13 protein-coding genes are annotated in these 19429 nt (G+C 61.2%); 9 read left to right on the top strand and 4 right to left on the bottom strand.

The window, feature by feature from the left end; genetic code table 11:
* Window positions 1-10: 10 nt before the first annotated feature.
* The 9 genes from ACYU0X_RS16900 to tpx all read left to right on the top strand — a co-directional run bounded on the left by ACYU0X_RS16900 (window position 11) and on the right by tpx (window position 16145).
* Window positions 11-937: an ABC transporter ATP-binding protein gene (locus ACYU0X_RS16900; RefSeq protein WP_418907917.1), complete on the top strand. Its 927-nt coding sequence runs from the start codon at window positions 11-13 to the stop codon at window positions 935-937.
* A gap of 6 nt (window positions 938-943) precedes the next feature.
* Window positions 944-1777: an ABC transporter permease gene (locus ACYU0X_RS16895; RefSeq protein ID WP_418907916.1), complete on the top strand. Its 834-nt coding sequence runs from the start codon at window positions 944-946 to the stop codon at window positions 1775-1777.
* A gap of 10 nt (window positions 1778-1787) precedes the next feature.
* Window positions 1788-3083 (top strand): sensor histidine kinase, encoded by a 1296-nt coding sequence (locus tag ACYU0X_RS16890; RefSeq protein ID WP_418907915.1) that lies wholly within the window; start codon window positions 1788-1790, stop codon window positions 3081-3083.
* A 519-nt stretch (window positions 3084-3602) separates the two neighbouring features.
* Window positions 3603-11396 (top strand): SdrD B-like domain-containing protein, encoded by a 7794-nt coding sequence (locus ACYU0X_RS16885; RefSeq protein ID WP_461901755.1) that lies wholly within the window; start codon window positions 3603-3605, stop codon window positions 11394-11396.
* Window positions 11397-11527: 131 nt separating this feature from the next.
* Window positions 11528-12886, top strand: a complete 1359-nt coding sequence (locus tag ACYU0X_RS16880) for a copper amine oxidase (protein ID WP_418907913.1) — start codon at window positions 11528-11530, stop codon at window positions 12884-12886.
* Window positions 12887-12922: 36 nt separating this feature from the next.
* A complete protein-coding gene (locus ACYU0X_RS16875) occupies window positions 12923-13621 on the top strand; it encodes a response regulator (RefSeq protein ID WP_418907912.1) in 699 nt (232 codons plus the stop codon).
* 10 nt (window positions 13622-13631) lie between these two features.
* Window positions 13632-14138: a nucleoside deaminase gene (locus ACYU0X_RS16870; protein WP_418907911.1), complete on the top strand. Its 507-nt coding sequence runs from the start codon at window positions 13632-13634 to the stop codon at window positions 14136-14138.
* A gap of 110 nt (window positions 14139-14248) precedes the next feature.
* Window positions 14249-15529 carry a M18 family aminopeptidase gene (locus ACYU0X_RS16865; protein WP_418907910.1) on the top strand — a complete coding sequence of 427 codons (1281 nt, stop codon included), beginning with the start codon at window positions 14249-14251 and terminating at the stop codon, window positions 15527-15529.
* A gap of 121 nt (window positions 15530-15650) precedes the next feature.
* A complete protein-coding gene (gene tpx / locus ACYU0X_RS16860; RefSeq protein ID WP_418907909.1) occupies window positions 15651-16145 on the top strand; it encodes a thiol peroxidase in 495 nt (164 codons plus the stop codon).
* Between the two features lie 21 nt (window positions 16146-16166).
* Here tpx and ACYU0X_RS16855 read toward each other — a convergent pair whose 3' ends face one another.
* The 4 genes from ACYU0X_RS16855 to ACYU0X_RS16840 form a co-directional block, all read right to left on the bottom strand.
* Window positions 16167-16961 carry a carbon-nitrogen hydrolase family protein gene (locus ACYU0X_RS16855; protein ID WP_418907908.1) on the bottom strand — a complete coding sequence of 265 codons (795 nt, stop codon included), beginning with the start codon at window positions 16959-16961 and terminating at the stop codon, window positions 16167-16169.
* 101 nt (window positions 16962-17062) lie between these two features.
* A complete protein-coding gene (locus ACYU0X_RS16850; RefSeq protein ID WP_309410369.1) occupies window positions 17063-17587 on the bottom strand; it encodes a flavin reductase family protein in 525 nt (174 codons plus the stop codon).
* 3 nt (window positions 17588-17590) lie between these two features.
* Complete coding sequence (locus ACYU0X_RS16845; protein ID WP_309410370.1) at window positions 17591-17944, bottom strand: cupin domain-containing protein; 354 nt, start codon at window positions 17942-17944, stop codon at window positions 17591-17593.
* Between the two features lie 11 nt (window positions 17945-17955).
* Window positions 17956-19428 carry a 4-hydroxyphenylacetate 3-hydroxylase family protein gene (locus ACYU0X_RS16840; protein ID WP_461901754.1) on the bottom strand — a complete coding sequence of 491 codons (1473 nt, stop codon included), beginning with the start codon at window positions 19426-19428 and terminating at the stop codon, window positions 17956-17958.
* Window position 19429 lies beyond the last annotated feature (1 nt).

The following is a 19429-nucleotide window of genomic DNA, read 5'->3' as shown; positions in this document are numbered from 1 at the left end:
GACTTGAGGCATGATTCAGGCACAGGAACTTAGCAAACGCTACGGTTCGAAAACCGTTGTCGACCGCGTCTCGTTCACCGTGCAGCCGGGGCAAGTGACCGGTTTTCTCGGGCCGAATGGCGCCGGTAAATCTACTACGATGCGCATGATCCTTGGCCTCGCGACGCCCTCGAGCGGCTCCGTACAGGTCAACGGCGCCCCCTTTACTTCGTCGAGCCATCCGCTGACGGAGGTCGGCGCCCTGCTGGAGGCGCGAAGCGTCCACAAATCGTTGACGGCCCGAGCCCACTTGCGTTCCATGGCGGCGGCCGCACAATTGCCAGCCAGTCGCGTCGACGCGGTACTCGAGCTCACCGGCCTGCGGTCGGTGCAACATAAGAAGGTCGGCGGTTTTTCTCTGGGCATGGGTCAGCGACTAGGTATCGCCACCGCGCTGCTCGGTGACCCACAGGTTCTTATCCTCGACGAACCGGTCAACGGGCTCGATCCCGAGGGTGTGGCGTGGGTTCGTCAGTTGGCGAGGCAGCAGGCCGCCGAGGGGAAGACGGTGTTTATCTCCTCGCACTTGATGAGCGAAATGTCGCAGACCGCCGACCACCTGATTGTCATCGGGCGCGGTCGGATCATGGCCGATGCGCCCATTGCGGAGTTTCTCGCAGATGGTCGCGAGCAGACCCTGGTGCGTGCCGGCGATCTCGAAGCGCTAATGCGCGCTCTGGCAGCCAGTGGAGTGGAACTCGTGCGGGAGGACGCTTTGACCCTGCGCGTGGTGGGACCCACCTCGCAGCAGATCGGTCAGCGTGCCCTGGAGGCAGGCATTGCACTCAGCGAATTGCGGCCGCTTAGCCGCACGCTAGAGGACGCCTATCTCGAATTGACCCGAACGGCCGTGGAATACGAATCCACCACGGCGGCGCCGATGACGGCAGGAAAGTAGGAGCTTATGAGCACGTCAACCGTCACCCCATCGCGCGCGGGCCGAGTCACCCTTGGCAGTGTGTTCCGTGCCGAGTCCATTCGATTCTTTGCACTGCGCTCCACCCAGATCTTGATCGTCGTCGCCGTGCTAGCGCAGGTGGCACTGGCTGCCTTAGGCATCTGGTCGGTCGGAGCATTCATGACGAATATTCCGGCCGAAGCGGGCATGCCGAACTTCACCGATCCCGAAGTGACCGCCGAGGTCTTTGGCTCGGGGATTACCTTTTCACAGCTGATCCTGGGTTCCATGGCGGTGCTCTTGGCCAGCGGAGAATTCACCACCGGATCCGCGGTGAGCACCTTCCTGGCCAGCCCGCAGCGAATTCGAGTTCTGTCGGCCAAGGCATTGCTCATCGCCGTGCTAACCGGGGTCATCTCGGTGGCGGGCACCCTACTGGCCTATCTGGTTTGTCTGCCAATCGCCGGACACTACGAGTTGGGGCTGGAGCTATCCTCCGCAGCCTTCCAGCGTGTGCTTTGGTACGGAGCACTGACCACGATGATGGTGGCGCTGATCGGCCTAGCACTAGGGTTCCTGTTGCGCAGCTCGGCCGGTGGTATCACGGTGCTACTGGGGTTGTTCTTTGTACTGTCCATTCTGGTTCAGGTCCTGATCATGGCCGTGGACTGGGTGAAAAACATTGTGCAATACCTGCCGGATCAGGTGGTTTCGGCCTTGATCTCCCCGACGACCTCGATGTCGTCACTGGAAACCTGGCAATTGATGTGCGCGGTGGCAGGGTGGGCGGTGATTCCGCTCGTGTTCGCCGCGTGGGCCTTGCGGGCTCGCGACATCTAGGCTTAACTCCATGAGTTCACATCAGGGCGCCGACCCGCTGGTCTCCTTCGACGAACTGACCAGACGGCGCATGGGGCGGGTGCGCAGATTCATGCGCACCCACCCGCGTTTCGTCGTCGTGGCCACCGTTCTGGTGTATTTGATGCTGTCGCTGCTCGGCCTCGTCGGCCGGGCCATCGATCCGGAACTAGACCAGATCCTGATGCTCGCGGGGATCCTGGCCACGGCCCTAGCGTTACTCTTTCGCCTGCGTTACCCAATGCTGGTATTGCTGACCGTATTTCTCATTGAATCCAGTTCCATCGTCTTGGACGCCGGCGGTGGCGGATATAGCGGGATCGGCATGATGATCGCGCTCTATACGGTCGGCACGAAGTACTCTGGCCGTCGCACCATCCCGATCGCCTTGTTTATCGGCGCGTTCCATATCTTGTTGTTCATCATGACCGGATATCCCGATGTCAGCGAGGTCCTCGACGAGGGTGAGAGCATCGATGACTACGGGGGAGCCGCACTAATGCTCTCGATCAGCGGCGGGTTCATGCTCGGTAGCTATGTGGCCGCAGCGGCCGTCGGAACCAACATCCGCAACGCTCGCATCCATGACGCCGAAATCAATCACTGGGCCTCCCAAGTCTCACGCCTCGCTCAGGTGCAAGAGCGCCACCGGATTGCGCGGGAGATGCATGACGTTGTCGCCCATTCACTATCGGTGATGATCGCACTTTCCGATGGCGCCCGTGTGGTGGCGAAGAAAGACGCGGCCAGGGCAGAAACCGTCTTGGCCGAACTGTCAGGAACCGGACGTGCGGCGCTCGCCGATATGCGCAGACTTCTGGGTGTGCTGCGTCAGGCCGACGGGGCCGAGCTCTCGCCGCAGCCGAGCTCTGGCAACTTGGAGCAGATGCTGGATGGTTTCCGGGTCGCCGGATTGCCTCTGACCTATAGCTACACCGGGGAGCCATTGCCCAAGGACACCACCTTCGAACTCACCGTGTACCGCATCGTCCAGGAATCGTTGACCAACGCTTTGCGCTATGCCCATGGAGCTAGCTACGTACAGGTGCGGCTCAAGCGAGAGTCTAAGTGGCTTGTTCTCGAAATTATTGATGATGGCGATGGGACGCTCTCTCATTCGGTGGGTTCCGGTCAGGGGTTGAGCGGTATGCGCGAACGCGCTGCGTTATTCGATGGAACGGTGGAGGCTGGTCCGCGGCCCGAAGGCGGTTGGATTGTCTCCGCTTCGCTGCGGATTCCCAAATGTGACTCATCGTTACTTGAGCCTAAAACTAACCCCACCACTTAACATCTTGTCTTGAAAATTTACTTTCAGAGTGAAGTTCCCACTCACTGAGAAAGTATTCACGCCAAGGCATGATGGGAAAAATTTATGCCGAACTGAGATCGTGATCCAAAAAACCGCGGTGTTACCTAGCTCACTGGGCATTATTCGTGGGTATTTGATTATGCGCGCAGTGGCATCGCTCGGACCGTGAAGCGTCAACTATAGCAAGTTCCAATGGTTTATCCGTTTGACTTGTGTGTTTTTAGAACAGTGCCTACATAGTGGGGCAAGTGTTGAATTTTACGGAAATTCTGAGGTTAGTCTCAGAAAGCTATTGATTTGGACCTAGCCGACCTTGTTGAATGTGCAGTGGGGAACCTTGGGGGTTGTACACAGTAGCGCCATATACAAGGAGGGCATTTCATGCGACGCACTGCGCGCACGAAATTTGCACCTGCAGGAAACGCGGCGTGGTGGCGAAGGCCTTTGGCACTAGGGGTGGCTTCATCCCTAGCTGTTTCGGCCTACGGCTTACCCGCCATGGCAGATGTAAACACGCAACCAGCAGAACAAACTGAATCTGCGGCGAGCATCATCGATCTCTCGCTATTCAGTAACGAAATGGCCGGCGGCGGACAGACTCGGGCCTTGTTCCCGAGTGGTCCGGAAACCGATGAAGGCGGGCTCGACGTATCGTTGCTCGGCAGCGAACTGGTCGATCTCGGACAGTTCCCGATTCCGGTCGACCAGTTTCTGAACTTCGGCGAGCTTGGCACTCTGTTGTCACGTTCGACCGCAACCGACGGTAAGAACGGTGAAGCAATCTCCGGTGTGGCCGGAGCCGACGGGGCGATCACCCTCGACGGTGAGCAGGGTGATTTTGGCGTGGCCAGGATCAACCTGCTTGCGCTGTTTGAAGCCGTTGGCGCCGATGCATTGACCGGCCAAGTACTGAGCAAGGCGGAACTGACCGCCGGTGCCGGTGGTGCTTGGGTTAAGGCAGTGGACGGCGTCTTCGAAGATCCAGATGGATTCGGTGGCAAGGGTCAGTACCGGGTGGCTGAAGCCAACCTGGAACTCCAGTCTCCACTGGTCGAGCAGATGGCTTCACAGCTATATGACGCCATTGGCCAGGTGGATACCACCTTGGAAGACTACATCAACGGGATGTCGCAGCTTACCGACCTACTCGACGTGCTCAGCGCGTTGCCGGTCGGCGCCGACTTCAATGTGACCGTTGATTCCAACATTCAGGATGAGGTGTTCAACGAGCTGTTGGCTCAGCCGATCACCTCGAAGAACGAAGTGCTCAGCATCGACCTGAGCACCGGCACGTTGTACGTGGATCTGGACAAGGCCTACTCGGGTGAACGCCCGGAGGGTGTTGACCTGCCGGATGGCATCAACAACCAGAACCCGAACACCGAGCTGATCAGCAACGAGATCTACCCGATCATCGCGGAGACCATCCACGATCTGATCGAAGAGGTCATCAAGGTCGCCACCAACGCTATTGAGGGTGCTATTTCCAGCATCACCTTGACTGTTGATGCGTCCTTGACCAGCCCTGCTGGCGGTGCCGAAGCTTCGTGGACCGTGAACCTGGGTGGCGAGACCGTCAATCCGGTTTCTTGCACGCCTTCCGGCTTGGGCGGATCGGTGCTCTGCACCACCTTGACCACCGCGATGAACTCGGCAGTGATCCCAGCGGTTAATACCGCGATCATTCCGATTCGCGACTTCTTGGTGGGCGATGGTGGACACGCGATCTACGATCTGCTGATCACCGACATCAAGACCAACATGATCACCCTCCCGGTCCGTCAGGTTCTGGAGCCGGTCTTCACGTTGGCCACGGAATTCGTGTCGCTGCAGCTGAACCGTCAGGTTGAGACCACTTGCACCCTGCCTGATGGCACCGAGACGACCGAGGCCCTTGAGGTTTCGGCACTGTCGCTGGGTGTTCTTCAGTCGGCAGATGCAGGTCGTTTGAACCTCGGTAGCGCTGGTGTTCGCACCGGTGCATGTGCCGCTGCGATTGATCCGTCGATCACCGTTGACCCAACCGAGGTGCCTGCAGGTACCCCGACCAACGTCACCGGTACCGGCTTCACCCCGAGCGGTGACGTCGAGCTGCAGCTTGTAGACGCCGATGGCCAGCCTGTTGGCGATCCGGTTACTGTGACCGCCGACGAGAACGGCGACTTCCCGTCGACCGAACTCCCGGTTGCCGCAGATGTTCCTCCGGGAACCTACGATGTGCGCGCCACCGATGTAACCACCGGTACCCCGGTAACTCAGCCACTTAACGTGACTGAGCCGGATGTACAGGAGCTGAACATTGGCTTGGACCCACCGACCGTTCCGGCCGGTGACCCAACCAACGCAACCGGTACCGGGTACACCCCGGATGGACCGGTAACTGTACAGCTCATCGATCCCGCCGGTAACCCGGTTGGCGATCCGATCACCACCACCGCGGGCCCAGACGGAACCTTCACTGTTTCGGTTCCGACCCCGGCTGATGCACAGCCAGGCGACTACACCGTCCGCGGCACCGACGACACCACCACCAACTCGGCCGAGGCCCCGTTGACCGTGGTTGAAGCGGGCACTCCGGTCATTACTGCCGATCCGACCTCTGTTGAGCCGGGTCAGCCGACCGATGTTTCCGGTACTGATTTCGCTCCGAACGACACCGTGACCGTTCAGCTGCAGGATGCCGATGGCAACCCTGTTGGTGACCCGATCACTGCTCCGACTGACGAAAATGGTGCCTTTGGTCCAAGCCCGCTGACCGTTCCTGAGGGAACGACTCCGGGTGACTACACCATCAAGGGCACTGACACTCAGGGTGGCGAGGCTACGACCCCGCTGACCGTGACTGAGCCGACTGGTGGCAACGAGCCGTCGATCACTGCTGACCCGACTACGGTTCCGGCTGGCGATCCGACGAATGTTTCCGGTACTGATTTCGCTCCGAACGACACTGTGACCGTTCAGCTGCAGGATGCCGATGGCAACCCTGTTGGTGATCCGATCACTGCTCCGTCGGATGAGAACGGTGCTTTCCCGGCAACTGAGTTGCCTGTTGCGGACACTACCGCTCCGGGTGACTACACCATCAAGGGCACTGACACTCAGGGTGGCGAGGCTACGACCCCGCTGACCGTGACTGAGCCGACTGGTGGCAACGAGCCGTCGATCACTGCTGACCCGACTACGGTTCCGGCTGGCGATCCGACGAATGTTTCCGGTACTGATTTCGCTCCGAACGACACTGTGACCGTTCAGCTGCAGGATGCCGATGGCAACCCTGTTGGTGATCCGATCACTGCTCCGTCGGATGAGAACGGTGCTTTCCCGGCAACTGAGTTGCCTGTTGCGGACACTACCGCTCCGGGTGACTACACCATCAAGGGCACTGACACTCAGGGTGGCGAGGCTACGACCCCGCTGACCGTGACTGAGCCGACTGGTGGCAACGAGCCGTCGATCACTGCTGACCCGACTACGGTTCCGGCTGGCGATCCGACGAATGTTTCCGGTACTGATTTCGCTCCGAACGACACTGTGACCGTTCAGCTGCAGGATGCCGATGGCAACCCTGTTGGTGATCCGATCACTGCTCCGTCGGATGAGAACGGTGCTTTCCCGGCAACTGAGTTGCCTGTTGCGGACACTACCGCTCCGGGTGACTACACCATCAAGGGCACTGACACTCAGGGTGGCGAGGCAACCGCACCGCTGACCGTTACCGAGGGTGGCACCGGTGAAAACCCGGGCCAGATCGGTGACCGTGTCTGGAACGACGTCAACGAGAACGGTATTCAGGACGAGGGTGAAGCCGGCGTTGAAGGCGTCACCGTCAACCTGTTGGATGCCGCAGGCAACCCGGTCAACGATGCAGATGGCAACGCCACCAGCACCACCACCGATGCCAACGGTAACTACACCTTCGCTAACCTGCCGGTCGGCGAATACACCGTTGAGTTCGTTCTCCCTGAGAACGCAACCGGCTTCGCTCCGGTCAACCAGGGCGATGACGATGCTGTCGATTCCGACGCTGCCGACAATGGCCGTACCGACGTGGTCGCACTGACCACCGAGGCTCCGACCACCGACGCAGTGGATGCCGGTCTGACCGGTGTTGTGGTTTCCGAGCCGACCGTGACCGTGGATCCGTCCTCGGTTGCACCGGGCGAGGACACCACCGCTACCGGTGATGGCTTCAAGCCGAACTCGCCGGTTCAGGTCCAGCTGGTTGACCCAGAGGGTAACCCGGTTGGCGATCCGATCACCGTGAACACCGACGAAAACGGTCACTTCACTACCCCAGTCACCGTTCCGGAAGGTTCTACCCCGGGCGACTACAAGGTAGTGGCAACCGATGAAGACGGTGGCACCGACGATGCTCCGCTGACCGTCACCGATGGTACCGCTGGCAACAACGGCGAGCTGGGCGACTTCGTCTGGGCCGACGTTGATGGCAACGGTATCCAGGATGCAGGCGAGCCTGGCGTCGAAGGCGTCACCGTGAACCTGCTGAACGCCGAAGGTACCCCGGTGAACGATGCCGATGGCAACGCCATCAGCACCACCACCGATGCGGATGGTATGTATGCCTTCGCCAACCTGGCACACGGTGACTACATCGTTGAATTCACTGGCCTGCCGCAGGGTGCTTCCTTCGCACCGGCAGACCAGGGCGATGACGACGCTGTGGACTCGGACGCCAACGTTGACAACGGCCGCACCGCAGTCGTGACCCTGACCGCCGAAGCTCCGGCCAACGACACCGTTGACGCTGGTCTGCTGGGCATCCAGGTTATGGATCCGACTATTGCGATCGATCCGGTCGATGTACCGCAGGGTGAGACCACCCAGGTGACCGGTGTGGGCTACACCCCGAACGGTGACGTTCAGGTGCAGCTGGTTGACCCAGAAGGCAACAACGTGGGTGACCCGGTTGCTACCACCGCCGATGACAACGGCGCCATTGACACCCCGCTGACGGTACCGGCCGATGCTCCGGTTGCCGACGGCTACTCCGTCAAGGGCACCGATTCGAACACCGGTAAGTCCGCAGAGACCCCGCTGAACGTCATCGCCGGTAACGGTGGCGACAACAACGGTGTCCTGGGTGACCGTGTCTGGAACGACATGAACGCCGACGGTATTCAGGATGAGGGCGAGGCCGGCCTGGCCGGTATCACCGTCAACCTGCTGGATGCCGATGGCAACCCGGTCAACGATGCAGATGGCAACGCCATCAGCACCACCACCGATGAGAACGGTAACTACCTCTTCGATGGCCTGGCACACGGCGACTACGTCGTCGGGTTCGTGGCTCCGGAAGGTGCAACCTTCTCGCCGGCAGAGGCAGGCGACGATCGTGCAGTTGACTCGAACGCTCAGGAAGACGGCCGCACCGCGGTAGTCACCCTGACCGCCGAGGCTCCTGAGGATCTGACCGTTGACGCTGGTATCAACGGTGTTGAGATCACCGAGCCGACCGTGACCGTGGATCCGTCCGAGGTTCCGGCTGGCGAGGACACTCAGGTAACCGGTGACGGGTTCGCTCCGAACTCGCCGGTTGAGGTTCAGCTGGTCGACTCCGAGGGCAACCCGGTAGGCGATCCGGTGAACGTCGAGACCGACGAGAACGGCCACTTCACCACCCCGCTGACCGTCCCCGAGGGCACCACTCCAGGTGACTTCGAGGTCAAGGCCACCGATGGTGAGGGCAACACCGACACCGCACCGCTGACCGTTACCGATGGCAACACCGGTGGCAACGACGGTTCGATCTCGGGTCGCACCTGGGTCGACGCCAACAAGAATGGTCTGCAGGATGAAGGCGAGTCCGCCCTGGGCGGCATCACCGTGAACCTGCTGGATGCCGAGGGTAACCCGGTCAACGATGCCGATGGCAACGCCGTCAGCACCGCGACCGACTCCAACGGTGTCTACTCCATCTCGGAGCTGGCAGCCGGCGATTACATCGTCGAGGTCATCAAGCCGGACGGTACCGGGTTCTCCCCGGCCAACGTGGGCGACGATGACACCATCGATTCGGATGTGAATCCGGATAATGGTCGCACCGATGCACTGGCACTGACCGCAGAGGCTCCGGCCGCTGAGCACGTCGATGCCGGTATCACCGATGTGGTGTTCACTTCCCCGACCGTGACCGTGGATCCGTCCGAGGTTCCGGCTGGTGAAGACACTCAGGTCACCGGTGACGGGTACGCCCCGAACTCGCCGGTTGAGGTCACCATCGTCGACGAAGACGGCAACGTCATCGCCGGTCCGGTGAACGTCGAGACCGACGAGAACGGCCACTTCACCACCCCGATCACCGTTCCGGAAGGCACCACCCCGGGCGAGTACGACGTTGTGGCGACGGACGAAGAGGGCAACACCGATTCGACTCCGCTGACCGTCACCGAAGGTAACACCGGTGGCAACGACGGTTCGGTTGATGGTCGCTCGTGGATCGACCTGAACGAAGACGGTATTCAGGATGAGGGCGAGGTTGGCCTGGCCGACGTCACCGTCAACCTGCTGGACGCCGAGGGCACCCCGGTTGAGGACGCCGATGGCAACGCCATCAGCACCACCACCAACGCCAACGGTAACTACACCGTCGCCGATCTGGCCGCCGGCGAGTACATCGTCGAGTTCGTGGCTCCCGAGGGTGCAGGGTTCTCCCCGGCCAACGTGGGCGACGACGACACCGTGGACTCCGACGCCGACGAGAACGGCCGCACCGAGGTGCTGGCACTGACCGATGAGGCTCCGGCCGCATCGAACGTCGACGCTGGTATCACCGGTATCGAGATCACCGAGCCGATCATCACCGTGGATCCGTCCGAGGTGCCGGCCGGCGAGGACACCACCGTAACCGGTGCCGGGTTCGCTCCGGACTCGACCGTAACCGTTCAGCTGCAGGATGCCGATGGCAACAATGTGGGTGACCCGGTTGAGGTTGAGACCGACGAAAACGGCGGCTTCACTACCCCGCTGACCGTGCCGGAAGGCACGACCCCGGGTGAGCACACCGTCAAGGCCGTTGACCTTGAAGGTGGCGAAGCAACCGCACCGCTGAACGTGACCGATGGCAACACCGGTGGCGACAACAACGGTAAGTTCGGTGACCTGGTCTGGAACGACGCCAACGAGAACGGCCTGCAGGACGAGGGTGAAGCCGGCGTCGCCGACGTCACCGTCAGCCTGTTGACCTCTTCCGGTCAGCCGGTACTCGATGACGAGGGTGACGCGGTTACCACCACCACCGATGAGAACGGTAACTACTGGTTCAGCGAACTGGCCCATGGCGACTACGTCATCCAGTTCTCCGCACCGGAAGGCGCCTCCTTCTCGCCGGCTAACGTGGGCGACGATCGTGCCGTGGACTCCAACGCCGACGCCGAGGGCCGCACCGCGGTGCTGACCCTCACCGCCGAGGCTGCCGAGGACCTGACCGTTGACGCTGGCCTCACCGGCCTGGGCGACGGCCAGTACGATCCGGAGATCACCGTGAACCCGAAGGACGTCAACCCTGGCGACGAGATCGACGTTCACGGCGAGGGCTTCCCGCCGAACACCGATGTCAAGGTCGAGATCCGCGACAAGGACGGCAACGTCATTGAGACCGTGGATGTGAAGACCGACGAGAACGGTGAGTTCGACGTGAAGGTCACCGTGCCGGAAGACACCCCGGAGGGCGAGTACGAGGTCCGGGCCGAGGACAAGGACGGTAACGGCGACAGCGAGAACATCAACGTCACCGACAAGCCGGTCAACACTTGCTCCATCGACCAGTCCGTGATTGTGGTCCCGAATGAGGTCAAGGCCGGTGATACCTTCAAGGTCATCGGTAAGGGCTTCACCAAGGGTGAGGTGCTGACCCTGACCATCGTCTCGGCAGACGGCAAGACCAAGATCGACGTCGTGGACAGCGGTGCTAAGGCATCCGCAGGCGACATCCTGAAGGTCGTCGTCGACAACAACTGCACCTTCGAAGTTGAGGTGACCGTCCCGGAGAACACCCCAGAGGGTGACTACGAGGTCGTCGTCAACGACAAGGATGGCAAGAAGAAGGACTCGGCTCCGTTCAAGGTTATCGGCGACGATAACAACAACAACGGAAACGGGAACAACAACGGCAATAACAACGGCAACAACAATGGCAACAACAACGGGAACAACAATGGCAATGGGCTAGCCGACACCGGCGCCCAGGTCATTGGGTACTCGCTGCTGGCCCTGCTGCTGCTCGGTGCAGGTACCTTCTTGGCACTGCGCACCCGCCGTTCGCACAAGAACTAGCGGGATAGGTTCTCACACGTCGGGTCAAACCGGCGAGTGAGACCAACCGGCTAGTAGGATCACGGAATGGGGAGCCCCTTGTCATGAGGGGTTCCCCATTTCGCACGTTACGACCTAGGAGAGCTCAATCCATGCGAAGCACCGCGCTGCTGCGACTGACCGCGCTGATCGGCTGCACGGCCCTACTGGCCTCGTGTAGCGCCAGTGGCGAGACCAATCCAGAGCAGCCACCCGCGGCAGGTTCGGCCAGCTCGGCCAGCGTTTCCTGCTCGGACGAGAAGGCGCAGGGGTTGAGCCGGGAAATGACCAGCGGCGGCACCTGGAACATGTGCTGGTCGGTGGATCCCAAGCTCGGCATGGTGCTCTCCGATATTTCCTTCGCCCCGCCGGGGAAGGACCCCATCCCGGTGATCAGCCAGATGTCACTGGCTCAGCTCGAGGTGCCCTACGACGACGGCGGGCGCAACACCTCGGATATCACCACGGCCGGCTTCGGCGGGCCCAATATGCATTCGCTGACCGATCTGGAGTGCACCGGGCAGATTCTTGAAGCCCCGATTCCGAACATCGGCGACGGCAGCAAATACGGCAGCACACCCACCCGCCCGGTGCTCTGCAGCGATATGGTCGACGCCGGACTGTCCTACCGCTCGGCGGAGGTCGGGGAGCTGTTGGCCAAACGCAAGGACGACTGGCAACTGTCCACGGTCTCCAAGGTCGGCTGGTACGAATACATCAACCAGGTCACCTTCGGGGCCGATGGCAGCATCCGCCCCTCGCTGGGCGCCACCGGAGACCTTTCGCCGGTGGATTACTCCGATGAGAAGCACGGTTCGGCGGTCGGCCCCGAAGATAGCGATCACGCCTCGAGCCACTCGCATAACGCCGTGTGGAAGATCGACTGGGCGCTGGGCGGACAAACCGGGCAAGTCGTCGAGCAATTCGATGCCAAGGACACCGGCACCGAGGGCAAATACTCTCCCATCGTCGAGGGAAACTACACGAGAATCGACACCCCGGCCACCGCGCGCTGGAGCGATCGCCGCTGGTGGAAGGTGATGGCCCCCGAGACGCTCAACGCGGACGGGCACCCGATTTCCTACCAGATCGACATGGGCAAAACCGACAGCTTCACCTTCGTGGACGATCAGAAGCACCACGAGGGCGAGACCGGTTACGACGTCGCATTCACCAATGCCGACGACTGCCAGATCTACGCCACCTACAACCGTGGACGCTGCGGCCGCGGCGTGGTGGACTATGTCAAGAAGCAAAAGGGACAGCCCCTGGATGACGTGGTGTCTTGGGTCGCGGTCGGGTACCACCACGTGCCGCGCGATGAAGAACAGTCGCCCATGGAGGTGCACTGGCAGGGGTTCACGATGGTCCCGCGGGATCTGACCGCAACTCGTATCGATCCGCCGGAGGGTCGAGAAAACTTGAACGGAAAACCCGAGAACTGGGACGGACAAATGCCACCAGAAAGATAAACTGGTAGCTATCGCACTTAAGACCGGGGGAAACTGATGGCCGAACCAACGAAGGTCCTACTGGTCGACGACCAGCCGCTGTTGCGCATGGGGTTTCGACTCATCCTCGAGGGCGAGCCCGATATGCTCATCGTCGGGGAGGCCGCGGACGGGTTGGAGGCGTTGACCCAAACCGATGCCCTGCGCCCGGATGTGGTGCTGATGGATGTGCGCATGCCGAAAATGGACGGTATCGAGGCCACAGAGCGGATCGCCGGGAGCCATCCGGATACCAAGATCATCATTCTGACCACCTTCGATCTCGACGAGTACGCCTTTGCCGGGCTTCAGGCCGGAGCCAGCGCCTTCCTGCTCAAGGACGTCGCCCCGGAAGAGCTCGTTTCGGCGGTGCGTTTGGTGGCTTCCGGCGACGCGGTGGTGGCACCCCGGGTGACCGCACGTCTGCTGGAAACCTACGTGCGCAACGGCGCCGAACAGCAGAGCGCCAAACCCGAGCCCACGGAACGCGACCCGTTGCTCGATGACCTCACCCCGCGCGAGCTCGAGGTGCTGCGCGCGTTGGCTGAGGGGCTCTCCAATGCCGAGATCGCGCACCGTTTCTTCCTCTCCGAGGCCACCGTTAAAACCCACGTACGGCGGATCCTGACCAAGTTGCATTTGCGCGACCGGGTGCAGGCAGTGGTGTACGCCTATGAAACCGGGCTGGTCATTCCCTCCCAGGGCCTGGATTACTAGGCTGGGAAGTATGAGCATGCGGCCGTTGAACGACTTTGACGACACCCAGTGCAGTTACTTGCTGCGCACCATCGAGTTGGCCGCCGAGGCGCTCGAGGACGGCGATGAGCCCTTCGGGTCGGTGCTCGTCGATCCGTCGGGCCTGGTGCTGTTCGAGGATCGTAATCGGGTCAAGGACGGTAACCACACCCGCCACCCGGAATTGGAGATCGCCCGCTGGGCGGGGGAGAACCTCGACGCCGAGCAACGCGCGGCTTGCACCGTGTACACCTCGGGGGAGCACTGCCCCATGTGCGCCGCCGCCCACGCCTGGGTGGGCCTTGGTCCCATCGTCTACGTGGCCGGAACCCATGAACTGCAGCAATGGCACGCGGAATGGGGCCTTGCCGCTGGCCCTGTCCGCCCGTTGAGCATTGATCAGGTCACCACGGGGTTGTCCGTTTCCGGTCCGGTCCCCGAACTGCTGCCCAAGGTGCGGGCGTTGCACGCCCAACTTCACGGCATCGACGAGCCCTAAACGCCGGGATCGCCGGCACGACTCGGGTTGGCGCCGGCCGCCCAGTAAGCTGGAACACAGTCAACGTCCACTACCGTAGACCCGATTACACGAGGAAGTGACCCACCTTCATGGCATTTGCCGCAGCCCTGGCACACATCTCTGACCTGGCCGACTATGTCGCCGCATCCCCTTCCAGCTACCACGCCGCGGACAGCGCCGCGCGCCGTCTCCAAGCCGCAGGCTTCACCGCATTGGACGAGGCGCAGGCCTGGCAACTGGCCCCCGGCGGGTACTACGTGGTGCGTGATGGTGCCATCATCGCCTGGGTGCAACCCGAGGGAGCAACTGCCAGCGCGGGATTCCATATCCTCGGTGCCCACACCGATTCGCCGGGGTTCAAGCTCAAGCCTAAGCCGACCACCGGTGCCCACGGCTGGTGGCAGGCCGGGGTGGAAGTCTATGGCGGGCCACTTTTGAACTCTTGGTTAGATCGTGAACTGGTGCTCGCCGGACGCTTGGTTTTGCGCGATGGCAGCACCCACCTGACCTGCACCGAGCCGCTGCTGCGCATCCCACAGCTGGCTATCCACCTAGATCGGGCGGTAAATGACGGCCTGAAACTGGATCGACAGACCCACACGAACCCGATCTTCGGGGCCGGAGACCTGGCCGATGCCGACATTCTCGGTGAATTGGCTGCGGCCGCCGGGGTCGCCGCCGACCAGGTGGCGGGCTATGACGTGCTGACCGCACCGGCCCAGCGTGGCGAGGTTTTCGGTGTCGGCAAGGAATTCTATGCCGGTTCTCGCCTAGATAATCTCAGCAGTGTGCACGCCGGGCTGATTGCCCTGCTCAACTACGCGCGCGACCCGCAGGGCGGGCGAATTGCGATGCTTGCCGCCTTCGATCATGAAGAGCTTGGCTCGGAATCGCGCTCCGGCGCCTGCGGACCCTTCCTTGAAGAGGTGCTCGGACGGATCCAGGCGTCGCTAGGGGCCGGAGTGGAAGACAGCGCACGCGCCATGGCCAATTCGCTGTGCCTCTCGGCCGATGCTGGACATGCGGTGCACCCGAACTATCCGGAACGCCACGATCCGGCTAACCGTCCGATGCTCAACGCCGGTCCGCTGCTGAAGATCAACGGCAATCAGCGCTACGCGACCGACGCCGTGGGTGCCGCCGCCTTCGCCGGCTGGTGCGAACAGGCCGAGGTTCCCTATCAGGAATTCGTGTCGAATAACCAGGTGCCCTGCGGCTCGACCATCGGCCCGTTGACCGCGACCCGTCTCGGAATCCGCACCGTGGATGTCGGGGTGCCGCTACTGTCCATGCACTCGGCCCGCGAGATGTGCGGAGTCGATGACCCCTGGTACCTGGCCCGAGTGGCCGAGGTCTTCTTCGCGAACTAAGTAACCGCGCGACCCCCCGGGGCCCAATCTCGTGTTGGGACCCGGGGGTTGGGCAACTGAAGCTCGTAATATATCAGCACAGAGCTCTATGGGTGGATCGTGGGCGATACATAGTAGGGGGATGACGAGCTTTAAAGTACGCGGGACCATCGCGCAGACCGTTGGCGAACTACCCAAGGTCGGCCTGCCGGCTCCCGATTTCGAATTGACCACCGCCGAGCTGGAGGAGGTCACCAAGGCTTCGCTGTCGGGCCGGCGCGTAGTGCTGAACATCTTTCCGTCCGTCGACACCGGTGTGTGCGCCGCCTCGGTGCGCCGCTTCAACGAGCTGGCGGCAGACCTAGCTGACACCACCGTGCTTTGCGTGTCCATGGACCTTCCCTTTGCCCTGGGGCGTTTCTGCGGGGCCGAGGGACTTGAGAATGTCGTCGTTGCCTCGGCATTCCGCTCGAGCTTCGGCGACGACTTTGGGGTCACGCAGGCCAACGGACCCTTGGCCGGGCTATTTGCTCGGGCCATTGTGGTGCTCGATGAGCAGGGGATTGTGCTGCATACTCAGATTAACGAGGATCTCCACGTGGAACCGGACTACTCCGCCGCGCTGGCCAGCCTCTAAACACTTCCCCGGCCGGACCGCCTACCGAAGCCGCGCGTTGGCTAGAACCGGCAGTCCGGTCCGAGCTGCATCCACCTGCTCCGGATCGATCGTCACTATCCTCATCCCTGGCTTTACGCCTAGGTCTTCGATGACTTCCCCGAGTGGAGAGATCAGTGCACTGTGCCCCACACCCAGAGGCACTCCGGGTGGAACATCCTGCTCGACCGAGTAAGGGTCGGCTTGATCTACGGCCGCCACAAACGTTGTGCTATCCATCGCCCGGGCGCGCGTTGCAAGTTGCCACTGCTCGGCCTTGCCCGGACCCGAGGCCCACGACGCACAAACGATATTGACCAGTGCTTCGGCCTGCGCATGTCGGAAGAATAACTCAGGGAAGCGCACGTCGTAGCAAGTAGCGACGCCGAAAGTGATCCCGTTGAGCGTGAATTGCACCGGTAGGCTACCGGCGGTGACGGATTCGGATTCGCGGTACCCGAAGGCATCGTAGAGATGAATCTTGTCGTAATGAGCTTCGATGCCGCCACCGGTAATTAGCAAGGTGTTGCGTACGCGATTCTGCTCACCCGGGGTGAACATGCCGACCACGACGGTGACTTGGTGTTCCTCGGCGATTCGCCGCACCGTGTTTGCCCATGGCCCGTCAAGGTGCTCAGCGACAGCAGTTAGGTCATTGCCGAATGCGCACATGGTTGCCTCGGGGAACACTACAAGCTCTGCTCCCTGTGCAGCGGCAGTCGACACGTGATCGCGAATGAGGTCCAGATTGTCAGCCGGATCGGGGCTGCTGAGGATCTGTGCCAAAGCGATTTTCATGGACACTCCTTTAATGGATGCGGTATCTTCACTAATTTCTGATGTGCGTATGGGGCGCGCCAGGAAGTCTCCCGACGCGCCCCGCATGAGGCCGGTGGTGGCTAGAAAAGCCAGGGAGCCTTCTCGTGGTGGAAGTCTTCGAAGGTTCCGAATTTGCCGGCGTTAAAGGCTAGCCCGCTACCATCACGGTCGCGGCTAGCGGTGACCTGACCGAAAAAGACCTGATGATCGCCGATATCGTACTGATTGACAACTTCACACTCGAGCTGGCTAAGTGCTTCACCGATCACTGGTAGTCCGCCGGGCGTGGCGTCGAAGTTCCCAACTTCAAAGCGTGCTCCGCCACGGGTAGCGAACTGTCGGGCAACGGCCTCCTGTTTGGCGCCGAGAATCGAGACCGCGAAGCGACCGCCAGCACGGATGGCATCCCCGGTCCGAGTATCGAAGTTCAGCGAGATCATTAGGATCGGCGGTTCCAGACTGATAGAAGTCAGTGAGTTGATAGTCATGCCCGATCCCTCACCCTCGTGTTCGGTGGTAACCACCGCGACGCCAGTGAGGAATCGTCCCATGGCCTGACGCATGTCCAGTGGCGCGGGTACCGCAAAGTCGGTATTCAGTGCCATGGCCTAATCCTCCTTCGAGTAGTAGCGCACCTCGAACATCTTCGCTCCATTCTCGGAGACCCACGGTCCGTGTTCCATTCCTGGCGGACGGGTCGCCCAGTCGCCTGCCTTGAAAGTCTGCCCTAGGCGCTGATCCACGAATGAACCCTCGAAGATGTAGACCTCTTCCCAGAAATCGTGGCGTAGTGGACCGTTAGGAGAAGTATCGGTGCCGGGCTCGAACTTCAGGATGCGGGTCACCGCATCACTTGAGTCGTCGCGAGCCAAGATGGCTTCGGAAAGCCCTTCGATATGTGGGTTGCAATCCGTAAATTCAACACGGGAGACCGGGCCGAATTCGTATTCTGGTTTTGCCATGATGGATCTCCTTAAGCGTTGCTGGCCGAGGTGGCTGGTTCGTGGCTGTAGCTGGCAAGGAATTCGTCGAGCTCCGCTACGTGCTCCTCATATCCGTAGTTGCGGAAGGTGTACGCACCTTTGACGACGAAGGGAGCGCCAGCGTAGAACATCTCGTACTGTTGGTGACGGCCTGCGAATTCAGTGCCGATGATGTCCCATGCCAAGCGGAAAAGCTTGATGCGTTCCTCGCTAGATACGTTGGGTGAAGCGATGTAGCGTCGTACGTCGTCGCGCGTCACATCGCTGTGCAAATCATTGACTCCCGAAGGAAGTTGCAGGACACCGCCCCCGACAAGGTCGCGGAGGATTTCGATAACCTTCGGATAGATCTCCGACTGCAGGCCCATGGTTCCGTACAGAGCACGTTTTCCGGGGACCAGCATGCCGGCGTCGTCACTTGTGGCAGTGTATTCGGCAGCAAGCAGCGCGGATTCGACCGAAGAGATCGTCGCAGCCAGCTCGCCCAACTTTTCCTGCACGCCTGGAATCTTTTCGGTCCCGTTGACCTGAGTGATCTTGCGGGCCACGGCACCGATGAACTGCAACTTGACGGTTAGGCGTGTCTGCGCCTGCCAGTTGCCTAAGGCATGCGCGCCCGTATCGAAGAACTGGCGGCGCAACTTTTCAGTATCACGGTCGATAAAGACGCGGTCCCACGGAACGAGTACATCGTCGAAGATCACCAAGGAGTCCGGCTCGTCGTAGTTGCTGGTCAACGGGTAGTCGAACTCACTAGATGCCTGCGGCGCGAAAGGACGCCGGCAGAGGAGTTTCAGTCCCTTGGTGTCCACCGGAAGAGCGAAGGAAACGGCAAAGTCCTGATCGTCGGCTCCGAGCGGCTTAATGCAAGTGACGAAGACTTCGTCAGCGATGGCAGCTCCCGTGGCGAGCATCTGCGAACCGCGCACGATGAGACCTTCTGCGGTTTCACCGACCACGCCGACTTGGATGTAATCACCTTCCCAGCCCGATGCCGTGGTGGCGCGGGAGTACTGCGGCGGAATAATGGCGTAGGAGACGTAGAGATTCTCGCGCAGAATGCGCTCGTAGTACCGGCGAATGTTGCCAGCGAAGTCGCGCTCGGGGTGTTCGAAAACATCCGCGTGGGAACCGAACGCCGCGAAGAAAGTTCCTACGTGATCCGGGCTACGGCCGACCCAACCGTGGGTGTGCTTTGCCCAGCGTTCCACCGCTACACGACGAGCCTTGAGCTGTTCGGGGGTACGTGGTGCGCTGAAAACCAAATTGGCGGTGCCATCGATTTCTTCGCTGTGGTACTGCATACCGTTGGCCGGGTCGGCGGCGATGTCATAGAGCTCGGCTACGGTCTTTGCCACATTGGCGAAGGCCGGGTGGTTCACGACGTCGTGGACTACTTCACCGTCAAGCAGGATCGTTCGGTTGTCGTTAAGCGAGGTTAAGTATTCGGCTCCGGTACGCATG

This window comes from Glutamicibacter sp. X7, assembly GCF_054889245.1.
The sequence above is the reverse complement of the archived record's forward strand: the minus strand, read 5'-3'. Positions and strand labels throughout refer to the sequence as shown.

Bases quoted from the DNA above. Each gene is read 5' to 3' on its own strand.
- ACYU0X_RS16845 (WP_309410370.1), bottom strand. From the start codon at position 17,944: ATGGCAAAACCAGAATACGAATTCGGCCCGGTCTCCCGTGTTGAATTT.
- ACYU0X_RS16865 (WP_418907910.1), top strand. From the start codon at position 14,249: ATGGCATTTGCCGCAGCCCTGGCACACATCTCTGACCTGGCCGACTAT.
- ACYU0X_RS16855 (WP_418907908.1), bottom strand. From the start codon at position 16,961: ATGAAAATCGCTTTGGCACAGATCCTCAGCAGCCCCGATCCGGCTGAC.
- ACYU0X_RS16900 (WP_418907917.1), top strand. From the start codon at position 11: ATGATTCAGGCACAGGAACTTAGCAAACGCTACGGTTCGAAAACCGTT.
- ACYU0X_RS16890 (WP_418907915.1), top strand. From the start codon at position 1,788: ATGAGTTCACATCAGGGCGCCGACCCGCTGGTCTCCTTCGACGAACTG.
- ACYU0X_RS16870 (WP_418907911.1), top strand. From the start codon at position 13,632: ATGAGCATGCGGCCGTTGAACGACTTTGACGACACCCAGTGCAGTTAC.
- ACYU0X_RS16850 (WP_309410369.1), bottom strand. From the start codon at position 17,587: ATGGCACTGAATACCGACTTTGCGGTACCCGCGCCACTGGACATGCGT.
- ACYU0X_RS16875 (WP_418907912.1), top strand. From the start codon at position 12,923: ATGGCCGAACCAACGAAGGTCCTACTGGTCGACGACCAGCCGCTGTTG.
- ACYU0X_RS16880 (WP_418907913.1), top strand. From the start codon at position 11,528: ATGCGAAGCACCGCGCTGCTGCGACTGACCGCGCTGATCGGCTGCACG.
- ACYU0X_RS16895 (WP_418907916.1), top strand. From the start codon at position 944: ATGAGCACGTCAACCGTCACCCCATCGCGCGCGGGCCGAGTCACCCTT.
- ACYU0X_RS16840 (WP_461901754.1), bottom strand. From the start codon at position 19,428: ATGCGTACCGGAGCCGAATACTTAACCTCGCTTAACGACAACCGAACG.
- tpx (WP_418907909.1), top strand. From the start codon at position 15,651: ATGACGAGCTTTAAAGTACGCGGGACCATCGCGCAGACCGTTGGCGAA.
- ACYU0X_RS16885 (WP_461901755.1), top strand. From the start codon at position 3,603: ATGGCAGATGTAAACACGCAACCAGCAGAACAAACTGAATCTGCGGCG.